Here is a 12,964-nt window from a genome sequence, read left to right as displayed (position 1 = left end):
GGAACCTTTATTGCTTTTTAATCGTGATCGGGAAGTGGAGGTGGGAAGGAATGCGAGGAAAAACAGCCGTCTTGATAAGCATCATGCTATTTTATTGTGTAAGTGCAATCTCCATTCTATATCGAAATGATATTATTTCTTCCTCTATCGGCCATTATGGCAATAAGTCCTTTAGGAAAGTAAGAGAAACTGACCAGATTATGCCGGCATCCGGCTATATCATCTCCCTCCTTGTATTGGAATAAAAAAGGAACGTGACCATCAGGCACATTCCCTTTTCCTTATATCCATCCTGTCGCGGCTTTTTCCAGCCGATTCATGATAGCTGTGCCGACCCCTGTCTTTTCAAAGCTTTCACAAAGGATTATCGATACATCCGATTTTTTGAAATGTCGGAGTGCATCATAAAGATGTTCCGCCACTGTGGAAAGATCTTGTCTTGTCCCGCAGATTTGAACCTGCTCATCCTTCAGCATCTGCGCAAGCTCCTCCGTGGCAATGATACCGACTTTCTCACCAGCTGCAGTAAGCTTTTCCACATGCTGCTGCATATTCCCATCCACCAGATACAGCGGGGCCTCCGGCGCATAATGCGTATATTTCATCCCGGGTGCTTTTGGTTTCTCCTTTTCATTGCCTGCCAGTCCCGGATCCACCATCACCGTCCCGATCACCTCCTGGATTGCTTCCGCCGTTACACCGCCTGGCCGGAGAATCACCGGCACTGCTTCCGTACAGTCTACCACGGTAGATTCCAAGCCGATACCTGTCGGGCCTCCATCCATGATTCCGGCAATACGTCCATCCAGATCTTGGGTCACATGCACCGCTTTGGTCGGACTCGGTCTGCCAGAGATATTCGCACTCGGCGCGGCAATCGGCAAAGCCACTTCCTGCAAAAGACGCAAGCCCACCGGATGACTTGGTATCCGGACACCGATGGAATCAAGACCTGCGCTGACATTCGGCGCCACTGTTCCTTTACTCTTCAATATAAGTGTAATCGGGCCCGGACTGAATGCTTCCAAAAGTTTGTACGCCACTTCCGGAACGTCTTCGACAAGATCCTTCAGCTGATGTTTATCCGCTACATGGACGATGAGCGGATTATCAGATGGACGTCCTTTGGCTTCGAATATTTTCCGGACAGCTTGTTCATTCGTTGCGTCAGCACCAAGGCCATAAACTGTCTCGGTCGGAAAAGCAACAGCTTCCCCTTTCCTAAGAAGGGCTGCTGCCTCCTCCATTGCGTTTGTGTCGAGAGACTGCTGCGAAACAGTCCAATGCTTCGTTTCCATCATGGATCAGATGCTCCTTCTGCTAAATATCACTATGAGCTATGATACCACATGGAATGCCATTCCCCAATGTCAGAGCGTTTTCTCCCACCAGCCTTGCTTCGGTTCAAAACCGTATAGATCCATCAGCTGATCCAGCGATTCATGATGACTGATCAGCCGCAAGCTGCTGGCCTCACGCCTCCTAGCTTCCATGCTGGCAAGCTCCATGCAAGTCAAAATGATGGTTCCATTGGCTGGCGGCCTGACGTACATGGAGTGGATCCGGACAGCCTTGTCCTGCTGTTCCAAGCAGAAAAAAGCGCGCCACCCATTCGCCGTGTCTATGATATAGCCTTCTTCATACAGCTTCTGCTGCTCCATTTCCCACCGGGGCAGACTGTTTCCGAAAAAAGCATCCAGTTCGGAAAGCTCGAATGCTTTTGCAGGTATCAACTGCACAAAAATTCCTCCCGTCTACTTCTGGCTGATAGAGTATATGAACGGGAGGAACACGATATGAATCTAGCTGAACCATTCCAATAGGAAAAACTTCACCTTCGGCTTTTCTTCCTCGGGCGTCTCCTCCGCAGCTACATCCACAGGCTCTGCATCGGCATTTCCTTCTGCCTCCGCCACACTCGTACCGCTCGAGAAATCCAGAAAGCAAAGGGGCGGGAACAGCACACACCACCAGTTTTCGCCTTCTCCTTCTCCAAGGGTGATCAATACAGCTTCATATTGACCAGCCGGATACAAATAGGAACCATAAAGCTTTGCCGGAAAAGAAATCCTGTCACTATATTCCACATTGAATCCCTGGGCTTTCCCTTGCTCATTCAACACACGGGCAACAGTCTTCTTGATTTCTGGGAGCTGCTCTTCTATAAGCTTCCGAGCTTCTTCGATATCCGTCATATCTTTTACCCAGCTATTGATCTGGGCATTCACTTCATCGCGGATGAGTCGCTTCAGCTCCTGATCTTCATCGGAATTACTATTAGCCAGGATGCGGAGACGAATCGCTTCATCCGGTATTTCTTTCACTGCTTGGGAATCATTGCTCACCTGAGCCTCTGTACTATTCCCCGGATAGAAGATATATAGGAATAATAGAACAATTGCAGTCAGGGAAAATAAAAGCTTCTTCATAATTGGTACCTCTTTCCTTTTGTTTGATGGTACCAGTATGAACAGCTTGGCCCAATTTAAACCTATGAATCTATCTTTTTGCATACAAAAAAGGACCGCGCCCCAAAAAGGACGGTCCCTTATTTTTGTATCCAAGCAAATACCATACGATCCTTGCCATTGATATCCTGTCTTACTTCCACTTCCGCCTCCGGGAACCTCCCTGCCAGCAAGTCACGGACTGCCCTTCCTTGCTGCCAGCCGATTTCAAAGGCGACGACAGCCGGAAAAGCGAGTACTTCAGGGAGCCCAGCTATGATTTCCTTATAAGCGGCAAGCCCTTTGTCGTCTGCAAACAAAGCAAGACCCGGATCAAAGTTTTTCACCGTGTCTGTCATATGTTCCTTATCCGCCTCATCAATATAAGGAGGATTCGAAACAAGCACATCGACGCGTTTGCCAAGCTCCCGCAGCGGCTCCAAATAGCTTCCGAGCTTCAACGTAAGGTCAGCTCCCAATGTACGGCTGTTGCTCTTTGCTATAAGCAAAGCGCGCTCGGAAATATCCGTGGCAATGACGGAAGCCTCCGGAAAAGCAAGCTTCAAAGAAGTGGCGATGATTCCGCTTCCTGTACCGATATCGGCAATTGTCAAATCACGCCCGGCAAGACGCTCTTTGATCATGGCTTCGACACCCAGTACCAGCTCTTCCGTTTCCGGCCTCGGAATGAGCACATCCCGGTTCACATAATAGCGCCTGCCAAGGAATTCCTCTTCTCCAGTCAGATGCTGCAGCGGAATGCCTGTTTTGGCATGCTCTTCAACATCTTTCCGGAAGGCGGCATAGAGGACTGGATCAATGGGCTCCCTCAGCTTCATCAACAGCGCAGTCTTATCGATTCCAAGATGGAATAACAGTAAATGCTCCGCCACCCTGTCCTCCCGGCTGTGGCTTTGTAAATACGCCGCCGCTTCCTGCAGCGCCTCCATGAGGCTTGGCTGGTTATTCTCCGATTTGCTCAAGTTTTCTTGCCTGCTCTTCCATGATCAATGCGTCGATGACTTCATGGAGCTTTCCTTCGAGGATTTGGTCCAGCTTCTGGATGGTAAGCCCGATCCGGTGATCCGTCACCCGGTTTTGCGGGAAATTATATGTCCGGATACGTTCCGATCGGTCACCTGTACCTACAGCTGATTTCCGTGCATCATCATATTCAGCCTGGGCTTCCTGCTGGAACTTATCATGTATCCGGGCACGCAGGATTTTCATGGCTTTTTCTTTGTTCTTGATCTGTGATTTCTCATCCTGCATCGACACGACGATCCCGGTCGGCATGTGCGTCAACCGGACCGCGGACATCGTCGTATTTACGCTTTGTCCCCCGGGACCGCTGGATGCGAATGTATCCACCCGGATATCCTTATCGTGGATGTCCACTTCGACCTCTTCCGCTTCCGGCATCACCACCACTGTCGCTGTCGACGTATGAATCCGGCCGCCGGACTCCGTTTCCGGCACACGCTGGACGCGATGGGCACCGTTTTCAAATTTCAGGTTGGAATAGGCATTTGCGCCGTTGATCATGAAGATGATCTCCTTGTAGCCGCCTACTCCAGTAGAAGTCGCTTCCAGCAACTCTGTTTTCCAGCCTTGTGTTTCTGCGAATCTGCTGTACATACGATACAGATCGCCCGCGAACAGCGCTGCTTCATCTCCGCCAGCTGCGCCGCGAATTTCCATGATGACGTTTTTATCATCATTCGGATCCTTCGGCAGCATCAAAATACGCATCTGCTCTTCCAATTCCGGCAGGCGCGGTGACAATTCGGCAATCTCTGCTTTTGCCATTTCCAGGATTTCCGGATCCTTTTCCTCGGCAAGCATCGTTTTGGCGTCTTCCACCTGTGTGCTGATATCTTTGTATTCACGATAAGCCTGCACGACGTCTGTCAGCCCAGCTTGCTCTTTGGAGAACTCGCGCAATTTATTCGTATCACTGATCACATCCGGATCACTTAATAATTCGTTCAATTTCTCATATCGGTCTTCCAGTGCTTGTAAACGATCTAGCATATCGACACCTCTTTCCTTGCTTTATTATAGCTTCTCCCCGGGTCTTGGGCAATCGAGTAAAGGTCAAAGCGGCGGGTTGCTGTGGCATCTGCGGCAGACAGGATAATAAGAGTCATTGCCGCCGATCTGTATCTGATCTCCTGTGTATACAGGCTTGCCATTGTCATCCACCCGCAGGTTCATGGTTGCTTTCCGTTCGCAGAACCAGCAAATGGTCTTCATCTCCTCGATCTTATCTGCATAAATGAGCATATATCGGCTTCCCTCGAACAGCTCATTCTGGAAATCATTCTTAAGACCGAAGCCCATGACAGGAATATCGAATGCATCGACGATTGCGGCCAGCTGAAGCACATGCTCCTTGCTTAAAAACTGCACTTCATCGATCAATACACAATGCGGTGTCGGTTCATGTTCTTTCACGATTTTCAAGATATCGGTTTCCTCGAAAATCGGAATGGCCTTACGGCGCAACCCGACTCGGCTTGAAACATATCCGACTTCATCCCTTGTATCGATGCCGGAAGTGAATATTAGAACCGACTTGTTTTGCTCCTCGTAATTATTGGCCACTTTCAGTATTTCGATCGACTTCCCGCTGTTCATTGCGCCATATTTGAAAAATAATTGTGCCATGTCATTTCTCCTTGTCAAATAAAAAAGATAGTGCCGAAGTACACTATCTTTATCCATACTATATCTATCCCACTTATGTATATCTGGATGATCAGTGTACATGCAATGGTAACTTGGAAAGGCATTAGAAGCAGAAAAAACAGGCAAAGGGTGTTTGCCTGTTTCTTCTTCATATCTCAAGCTATTAGCTCAAGTTGTATTTCTTCTTGAAGCGATCTACGCGGCCGCCAGCTTTATCAGCTTTTTGTTTACCAGTGTAGAACGGGTGAGAAGCTGAGCTGATTTCCACACGAATCAATGGGTAAGTGTTGCCATCTTCCCATTCGATTGTTTCGTCGGAAGTTTGAGTAGAACCAGTCAAGAATTTGTAGTCAGAACTAGTATCTAGAAATACAACTTTGTTATATTTCGGATGGATTTGTTCTTTCATTCGTTAGCACTCCTTTTTGCCCTGAATCCCTAGGAAACAGAGTTTATTGTGAGAGACCGATAACTGTCGTGAAAGCTCACATAACGTGATTATAACAGTCTCCCCATTCCAATGCAAGAGGAAATCAATGTAATCAGGCGCGCTTATTCGTGCCTTTTCGTTTCATTTCTTCTTCCATATTTGCAAGGAACTCCTCATTGTTCTTGGATGCCCTTAAACGACGCAGGAAGCGTTCGGCAAAGTCCTGGGAATCCTGCATGGTTTTACGGATCGCCCACATCTTATCCAGCTGTCCCTTAGGTACGAGCAGCTCTTCTTTCCGTGTACCGGAACGAAGCATATCGATTGCCGGGAAGATACGTCTTTCGGCAAGGGAACGATCCAAATGCAGCTCCATATTGCCTGTCCCTTTGAATTCCTCATAAATGACATCGTCCATCCGGGATCCTGTATCGACAAGTGCCGTTGCAAGGATCGTGAAGCTGCCGCCTTCCTCGATATTACGGGCGGCACCGAAGAAACGTTTCGGACGGTGGAAGGCTGCTGGGTCGATACCGCCGGAAAGCGTGCGTCCGCTCGGCGGAATGACCAGATTATATGCACGGGCAAGGCGCGTGATGCTGTCCATCAGCACGATGACATCCTTTTTGTGCTCGACCAAGCGCATCGCACGTTCCAATACTAGCTCCGAAACCTTGATATGGTTTTCCGGTACTTCATCGAATGTGGAGCTGACCACATCGACATCGGGATGAACGGAGCGTTCGATATCCGTCACTTCCTCCGGGCGTTCATCCACAAGCAGGATGATCAGCTTGGCATCGGGATGATTGGTTGTAATGCTATTTGCAATCTGTTTCAGCAGCATTGTTTTACCTGCTTTTGGCGGAGCTACGATCAATCCGCGCTGACCGAAACCAACCGGTGTCATCAAATCGATGATGCGAGTTGAAATTTTACGGGTCTCGGTTTCCAGCTTCATCTGCTTATCCGGATACAAAGCTGTCAACGCAGGGAAATGCACACGCTCCTTCGCCACTTCCGGATCCTCGTTATTCACTGCATCCACATGCAGGAGACCGTAATAACGCTCGTTCTCTTTCGGCGGACGGACCTTGCCGGAAACCTTATCCCCATTACGTAAATCAAAGCGTCTGATTTGTGACGCACTGATATAGATATCCTCCGCGCTCGGAGCATAATTGATCGGCCGCAGGAATCCGAAACCTTCTGATGGAATGATCTCCAGGATACCGTCCATGAAAAGAAAACCATCCTTTTCTGCCTGCGCTTTCAGGATAGCGAAGATCAATTCGCGTTTTGTCAGTTTCGCATAATAGGAAACACGGTATTCACGTGCCATCGCGTATAATTCTTTCAATGTCAATGTTTCTAGATGAGAAATGGATAGTTCAGCCACAAAATCACCACACCTATTGTATTTAAGGACTTGTCCTTATCTATTTGGCTGTATAAATCATGATCCTTCATTGGTGCTTCAAAACTGGTGGAATCTAATTCAATCTTGGACCGAGAGAGGTGCAAGGTTTTGCTTGAGTCCCCGCATAGCTCTGGAAGAAAAGGAAGGATGGTAGTGTATAACTAGAATAGAAGATTATAACTATCATTTTTTACCACAATACAGCTTTTTTAAACTTGCTGCGTTTTTAGCATAACTAATAATACATTTTCGCACTTGAATATTCAACTGTATTTTTCAGTTGAATGAGGGATTCAAAAAAGACTGGCTCGCGCCAGTCTTTTCATCATGAAGTTCAGACGACAAAATTCGATTTCCAAGCAGGACACGTATGGGACAGACCAGCTGCTCATCACCTGCTTTGTACAGCCTTTTGTTTTCTGCATGATCAGGAATTCTGAAACTGTTCGACTTCTTGTTCACTCATATCTTCCCGCCATATGTTGGCACCCAGTGCATGGAGTTTATCCGTGATATGTTCATAGCCGCGATCTATATGCTCCACGCCTGTGATTTCCGTCACACCTTCAGCCATCAATGCAGCGATGATCAATGCCGCTCCGGCCCGAAGATCACTGGCTTTCACTTTGGCTCCCTCCAGCTGTACAGCACCAGTGACGATGGAGGCTCCGCCCTCCACTTTCACCTGCGCGTTCATCCGCCGCAGTTCGTCGATGTGCTTGAAGCGAGCTTGATAAATGGTATCCGTTATGACACCCGTCCCATGCGCTTTGGTCAATAAAGCTGTAAAAGGCTGCTGCAGATCGGTCGGGAAGCCAGGATAAACCAGAGTCTTCACGTCCACACTATTCAGCCTTGCCCCTGGGCGCACAGTCAGCTGTTCCTCGCCTTCTGCGATCTCCACGCCCATCTCCCGCAATTTTGCCAGCAAGGACTCCAAATGCTCAGGGATGACATTATCAATGACAACCTCTTCCCCTTGGGAAGCTGCAAGGATGATATACGTTCCCGCCTCGATCCGGTCAGGGATGATCGTATGATGGCAGCCATGAAGATGATCCACACCCTCTATGCGAATCACGTCGGTGCCGGCACCTTTGATTTTCGCTCCCATACTGGTCAAAAGGGTGGCCACATCGACTATTTCCGGCTCCTTTGCCGCGTTTTCAATCACTGTCTTCCCCTTCGCCCGCACTGCAGCAAGCATGATATTGATAGTCGCACCAACACTCACCACATCCAAGTAAATACGTGCTCCGCGCAGTTCATCCGCTCGCAGGTAGATCGCCCCTTGCTCATTTGTCACCTTTGCTCCCAATGCTTCAAAGCCCTTGATATGCTGGTCGATAGGTCGAGGGCCCAGATAACAGCCGCCAGGCAAGCCGATGACTGCCTGCTTGAATCGTCCGAGCATCGCTCCCATGAAATAATAGGAAGCCCGGAGTTTCTTCACTTTTCCGTTCGGAAGAGGCATGGACGTCATGGCAGATGGATCGATCGTAAGACCGTGATCGGTATTGGATACTTTGCCGCCGATTTCTTCAAGCAAGTGACTTAACGTCTCAACATCTGAAATTTCGGGCAGCCCTTCTATTGTTACCGGAGACTCAGCCAGTATAGCAGCAGGAAGCAGTGCGACTGCACTGTTTTTCGCTCCGCTGATCTTTACTCTTCCTTTAAGAAGGTTTCCGCCCTCTACTAATATTTTCTGCATAAGGAACTCCTCACATTTAGGATAACAGCAACGTTAGTTTCCTCTATTTTACCATAATTATACTATATACAACTGTTACAGTCTGCAAGAAATCATTCGATTCCAGCATCTGTCAACGGATGCTCGACCAATTTCCTCAGAACCTCAAAAGAAACGGTCGCGATATGCGCTCCCTGCTTTGCAGCCTCTGTTACATGGATGGGATGCTGGATGGAAGCCGCAATGATCCTTGTCTTGATCTGATGCCGGTTGAAAACATCCGCTATGACATCAAGCAGTTCCATTCCGCTATGACCGATATCATCGAGCCTCCCGATGCATGGCGATACATATGTAGCCCCGGCACGGGCAGCCAGCAGCGCTTGATTCATATCAAAGATCAGTGTCACATGCGTCTTTATATTCAATCCAGATAAGATTTTGACTGCTTTCAGACCTTCTATTGTCATCGGTATTCTCACCGTGACATTCGGAGAAATCCCGGCAAGGGCCTTGCCTTCTGCCACCATTCCGTCCGCTTGCTCCGAAACAACCGCTGCATCGACAGGGCCTGACACCTCTTCGGTCATCTCCCGGATCCTATCATGAAACGACACATTCCCGCCAACCATCGACATCGGTTTTATCGCCACCCCCGCCAATACACCAAGTGCATCAGCAAGCTTGATTTCCTCCAGGCTGGCAGTCTCCAAAAAGAATTTCATCTTTTCCACCCCTTAAGCAGTTCCGAAGTAGTTTATGCAGGACTCCCTGTATATGGCAAAGGATTTACATCAAATTCTTCGATTTCCACTCTCTTTTTCAATCCCTATTCCATAATAGCACTGTACAGTTTTTTCACCGATTCCTGTTTTTTTAAACTGTTTTTTTGTTCTTTTGAAGGATTCATTTCTGGGGGATCCGCTTTTCATTTGATGTCTAGCTGCGAAATCCAGAAACTGCGCCGCAAGCGATGAATCCCTGCGTGAGGTAAAATGCCTCTCTCCCGGCTTTCTCGCTTGCTTCTTCGTTTCTATCCGGCTTTTTCCGCTTTTCGTTCTTATAAAAAAAGAAAACTGCCCCGAGGGGCAGTTTGTTATGTTTTTTTGCTTACGCTTTGCCTGAGGAGCCGAATTCGCGCATTTTGCCGATTACTGTTTCTTTGATCGCTTCGCGAGCTGGTCCCAGGTATTTACGTGGGTCGTATTCGTTTGGTTTTTCTGCCAATACTTCACGAACGCGTTTAGCAGAAGAAATTTGGTTTTCAGTGTTCACGTTGATTTTAGAAGTACCAAGCGTGATTGCTTTTTGGATATCTTTTGTCGGGATACCTGTACCGCCGTGCAATACCAATGGAAGGTCAGTTGTTTTGAAGATTTCTTCCATGCGATCGAAACCAAGGTTTGGTTCGCCTTTGTAAGGACCGTGAACAGAACCAAGTGCTGGTGCGAAGCAGTCAACGCCAGTTTCTTCCACAAGCTGCTTGCATTCGGAAGGAATTGCGTAAGCTGCATCTGCATCTTCTACGATAAGATCGTCTTCTTGTCCGCCGATGCGTCCAAGTTCTGCTTCGACAGATACGCCGTGCAAGTGTGCAAGCTCAACTACTTTTTTCGTAAGCGCGATGTTTTCTTCCAATGGATGGTGGGAACCATCGATCATCACGGAAGTGAAGCCGGCATGGATCGCTTTCGCACATGTTTCGAAGCTGGAACCATGGTCAAGGTGAATAGCTACAGGTACAGTGATGTTATAGTCTTCCAAAAGACCTTTCACCATCAATACAACTGTTTTGAAGCCACCCATATATTTCGCTGCCCCTTCGGATACACCAAGGATGACAGGAGAGCTTTCTTCCTGAGCTGCTTGCAGGATCGCTTGTGTGAATTCAAGGTTATTGATGTTGAACTGTCCTACAGCATAGTGATTTTCTTTAGCTACATCTAGCATTTCTTTCATTGATACTAAAGGCATAACAAAAATCCTCCTTCAAATTTGCACGACGGTCGGCAACTATGTAAGTGAAGTCGTGTATTTTATCGCTTCCATACATAAGAATACCAACTCGCCCGTCATGGTGCAACATTTCCCGCTCTTTTATACCTGATTCGACCCTTCTTTCAATGCTTGATTCACCATTTTTCGAACTTTGAGTATATCGAAAGGCTTGGCAAGCACATCAATCAGGAAGTCATAATCCTGTCGGAATGCTCCTGCTTCCTCCGCCAATCCGCTCATCATGATTGTCGGGATGGAAAGTCCCTGGTCTTTGAGCTCATCCAATACTGCAGGCCCATCCAGTACCGGCAGCTTATAATCAATCAGTAAAAGATCCGGCTGTTGTTTTTTTATTTGGTCAAGTGCTTTTGCTCCCGTGCAGACGGAAATCACTTCATGTCCTTCTTCCCGGATGACTTCCTCCAGCAAAATCCGAATACCTGGCTGGTCATCCACGATCAACACGCGCTTACTCATCCGCATATCCCCCTAGAAAACGAAGCAAGCTGCTGCTTGCTTCGACATAATGTTCACTGCTCTGACTCAGTTACACCTTTTTCTAGTAAAAAGCACCAAATTCCTGCTTCTCCACTCAAATTAATTATATATAAGCATACCGATCAGTTTTCTTTATGCTGTAAAGACGCACCGATGAAGCCATGGAATAACGCGTGCGGACGGTTCGGGCGGCTCTTGAACTCCGGATGATACTGGGAAGCGACAAACCAAGGATGATCCTTGATCTCGACCGTTTCGATCAAGCGTCCATCCGGGCTTGTACCAGAGAAGACAAAGCCTTGTTCTTCCATCTGTACACGGTATTGATTGTTAAACTCGAAACGATGGCGATGACGTTCATAGATGACATCCTCATTGCCATACGCCTCTTTTGTTTTCGTACCATCTTGCAAGCGGCAAGGATATACGCCTAAACGCAAGGTACCGCCTAAATCGGAGATATCTTTTTGCTCAGGAAGCAAATCGATGACCGGATGAGGTGTCAATGGATCGATTTCACTTGAATGTGCACCTTCAAGATGAAGGACATTCCGAGCAAATTCGACAGTTGCCAGCTGCATACCCAGGCAAATACCAAGGAATGGGATCTTTCTGGTGCGAGCATAGTGTATCGCTTCGATCTTACCTTGGATACCGCGGTCGCCGAATCCGCCCGGCACAAGGATGCCATCCGCATCTCCAAGTAATTCTTCCGCATTATCGGCTGTTACATCCTCGGAATTGATCCATTTCACATCAATATCGGTATCATAAGGATATCCTGCGTGTTTCAAGGATTCCACAACGGAAATGTACGCATCCTGAAGCTCGACATATTTCCCTACCAATGCAATGCGGACAGTCTTTTTGAGGTTCGTCACATGCGCAGCCATTGCAGACCATTCCGTCATATCAGCCGGCGGGCATTCCAAACCGAAATGATCGCAAACAAATTGATCCAGGTTTTGGCTCTGCAAGGCAAGCGGTACATCGTAAAGTGTATCGGCATCGATACATTCCACAACTGCATTGATATCCAAGTCACAAGAAGATGCAATCTTCTCCTTCATATCCTTGCTGATGGATCTTTCAGAACGCAAAACAATGGCATCCGGCTGAATACCGAGGGAGCGAAGTTCTTTGACGCTATGCTGTGTCGGTTTTGTTTTCAATTCACCAGCGGCCTTGATAAAAGGTACAAGTGTACAATGCAGATACATCACATTGTCACGGCCGATATCGGATTTGATTTGACGAATGGCTTCCAAGAACGGCAAAGATTCGATATCTCCTACCGTCCCCCCGATTTCCGTGATGACAACATCAGCGTTTGTCTGTTTGCCGGCACGGAAGACTTTGTCTTTGATTTCATTCGTGATATGCGGGATGACTTGGACAGTACCTCCAAGATAATCACCGCGGCGTTCCTTTTTCAACACAGTGGAATAAATCTTACCTGTTGTCACATTGGAGTATTTATTCAAATCGATGTCGATGAAACGTTCATAATGGCCAAGGTCCAAATCTGTTTCCGCACCATCTTCGGTGACGAAGACTTCCCCGTGCTGATATGGACTCATCGTGCCCGGATCCACATTGATGTATGGATCGAATTTTTGGATTGTCACCTGTAATCCCCGATTTTTCAGTAAACGGCCAAGTGATGCCGCTGTGATGCCTTTACCCAGAGAAGATACTACTCCTCCTGTAACAAAGATATACTTTGTCAACGTAATCCCTCATTTCTAGCATTTATTTATAGAATACCCATGTCCTTAAAAAAGTTT

General features: G+C 47.6%; 14 protein-coding genes. 1 reads left to right on the top strand and 13 read right to left on the bottom strand.

Annotation, left to right across the window (positions count from 1 at the left end):
• The first annotated feature begins 50 nt into the window (after positions 1 to 50).
• On the top strand, positions 51 to 245 hold the full coding sequence (locus MHI54_RS11890; RefSeq protein WP_095214189.1) for a hypothetical protein: 195 nt from the start codon (positions 51 to 53) through the stop codon (positions 243 to 245).
• Positions 246 to 281: 36 nt separating this feature from the next.
• Here MHI54_RS11890 and MHI54_RS11885 read toward each other — a convergent pair whose 3' ends face one another.
• The 13 genes from MHI54_RS11885 to MHI54_RS11825 form a co-directional block, all read right to left on the bottom strand.
• On the bottom strand, positions 282 to 1,301 hold the full coding sequence (locus tag MHI54_RS11885) for an L-threonylcarbamoyladenylate synthase (protein ID WP_340081541.1): 1,020 nt from the start codon (positions 1,299 to 1,301) through the stop codon (positions 282 to 284).
• Positions 1,302 to 1,370: 69 nt separating this feature from the next.
• A complete protein-coding gene (locus MHI54_RS11880) occupies positions 1,371 to 1,739 on the bottom strand; it encodes a hypothetical protein (protein ID WP_340081540.1) in 369 nt (122 codons plus the stop codon).
• A gap of 63 nt (positions 1,740 to 1,802) precedes the next feature.
• A complete protein-coding gene (gene spoIIR / locus MHI54_RS11875) occupies positions 1,803 to 2,429 on the bottom strand; it encodes a stage II sporulation protein R (protein WP_340081539.1) in 627 nt (208 codons plus the stop codon).
• A 119-nt stretch (positions 2,430 to 2,548) separates the two neighbouring features.
• Positions 2,549 to 3,430: a peptide chain release factor N(5)-glutamine methyltransferase gene (gene prmC / locus MHI54_RS11870; RefSeq protein WP_340081538.1), complete on the bottom strand. Its 882-nt coding sequence runs from the start codon at positions 3,428 to 3,430 to the stop codon at positions 2,549 to 2,551.
• The gene (gene prfA, locus MHI54_RS11865; RefSeq protein ID WP_340081537.1) at positions 3,411 to 4,481 is read right to left on the bottom strand and encodes a peptide chain release factor 1; all 1,071 of its coding nucleotides are present in this window, start codon (positions 4,479 to 4,481) and stop codon (positions 3,411 to 3,413) included. Before prfA ends, prmC begins: the two co-directional genes overlap by 20 nt.
• A gap of 63 nt (positions 4,482 to 4,544) precedes the next feature.
• A complete protein-coding gene (locus tag MHI54_RS11860; RefSeq protein ID WP_095214193.1) occupies positions 4,545 to 5,117 on the bottom strand; it encodes a thymidine kinase in 573 nt (190 codons plus the stop codon).
• A gap of 184 nt (positions 5,118 to 5,301) precedes the next feature.
• Entirely contained in the window at positions 5,302 to 5,547 is a 246-nt protein-coding gene (locus MHI54_RS11855) for a type B 50S ribosomal protein L31 (protein WP_095214194.1), read from the bottom strand.
• Positions 5,548 to 5,680: 133 nt separating this feature from the next.
• Positions 5,681 to 6,967: a transcription termination factor Rho gene (gene rho / locus MHI54_RS11850; protein ID WP_095214195.1), complete on the bottom strand. Its 1,287-nt coding sequence runs from the start codon at positions 6,965 to 6,967 to the stop codon at positions 5,681 to 5,683.
• Positions 6,968 to 7,415: 448 nt separating this feature from the next.
• Positions 7,416 to 8,702, bottom strand: a complete 1,287-nt coding sequence (locus MHI54_RS11845; protein ID WP_340081536.1) for a UDP-N-acetylglucosamine 1-carboxyvinyltransferase — start codon at positions 8,700 to 8,702, stop codon at positions 7,416 to 7,418.
• A 92-nt stretch (positions 8,703 to 8,794) separates the two neighbouring features.
• Positions 8,795 to 9,406, bottom strand: coding sequence for a fructose-6-phosphate aldolase (gene fsa / locus MHI54_RS11840; RefSeq protein ID WP_340081535.1), 612 nt, complete (start codon positions 9,404 to 9,406; stop codon positions 8,795 to 8,797).
• A 385-nt stretch (positions 9,407 to 9,791) separates the two neighbouring features.
• Positions 9,792 to 10,655 carry a class II fructose-bisphosphate aldolase gene (locus MHI54_RS11835; RefSeq protein ID WP_340081534.1) on the bottom strand — a complete coding sequence of 288 codons (864 nt, stop codon included), beginning with the start codon at positions 10,653 to 10,655 and terminating at the stop codon, positions 9,792 to 9,794.
• Positions 10,656 to 10,778: 123 nt separating this feature from the next.
• A complete protein-coding gene (locus MHI54_RS11830) occupies positions 10,779 to 11,156 on the bottom strand; it encodes a response regulator (protein WP_340081533.1) in 378 nt (125 codons plus the stop codon).
• Positions 11,157 to 11,299: 143 nt separating this feature from the next.
• The gene (locus MHI54_RS11825) at positions 11,300 to 12,907 is read right to left on the bottom strand and encodes a CTP synthase (RefSeq protein WP_095214200.1); all 1,608 of its coding nucleotides are present in this window, start codon (positions 12,905 to 12,907) and stop codon (positions 11,300 to 11,302) included.
• Between the last annotated feature and the right edge of the window lie 57 nt (positions 12,908 to 12,964).

This window comes from Terribacillus sp. FSL K6-0262 (genome assembly GCF_037977385.1).
Taxonomy (GTDB): domain Bacteria; phylum Bacillota; class Bacilli; order Bacillales; family Amphibacillaceae; genus Terribacillus.
Note: the sequence above shows the minus strand (reverse complement) of the source record. Positions and strands in the feature narration are given on the sequence as shown.

Coding starts and splice junctions, on each gene's coding strand:
- MHI54_RS11845 (WP_340081536.1), bottom strand. CDS start 8,702: ATGCAGAAAATATTAGTAGAGGGCGGAAACCTTCTTAAAGGAAGAGTA.
- MHI54_RS11885 (WP_340081541.1), bottom strand. CDS start 1,301: ATGATGGAAACGAAGCATTGGACTGTTTCGCAGCAGTCTCTCGACACA.
- spoIIR (WP_340081539.1), bottom strand. CDS start 2,429: ATGAAGAAGCTTTTATTTTCCCTGACTGCAATTGTTCTATTATTCCTA.
- fsa (WP_340081535.1), bottom strand. CDS start 9,406: ATGAAATTCTTTTTGGAGACTGCCAGCCTGGAGGAAATCAAGCTTGCT.
- MHI54_RS11890 (WP_095214189.1), top strand. CDS start 51: ATGCGAGGAAAAACAGCCGTCTTGATAAGCATCATGCTATTTTATTGT.
- MHI54_RS11855 (WP_095214194.1), bottom strand. CDS start 5,547: ATGAAAGAACAAATCCATCCGAAATATAACAAAGTTGTATTTCTAGAT.
- MHI54_RS11835 (WP_340081534.1), bottom strand. CDS start 10,655: ATGCCTTTAGTATCAATGAAAGAAATGCTAGATGTAGCTAAAGAAAAT.
- MHI54_RS11830 (WP_340081533.1), bottom strand. CDS start 11,156: ATGAGTAAGCGCGTGTTGATCGTGGATGACCAGCCAGGTATTCGGATT.
- MHI54_RS11860 (WP_095214193.1), bottom strand. CDS start 5,117: ATGGCACAATTATTTTTCAAATATGGCGCAATGAACAGCGGGAAGTCG.
- prfA (WP_340081537.1), bottom strand. CDS start 4,481: ATGCTAGATCGTTTACAAGCACTGGAAGACCGATATGAGAAATTGAAC.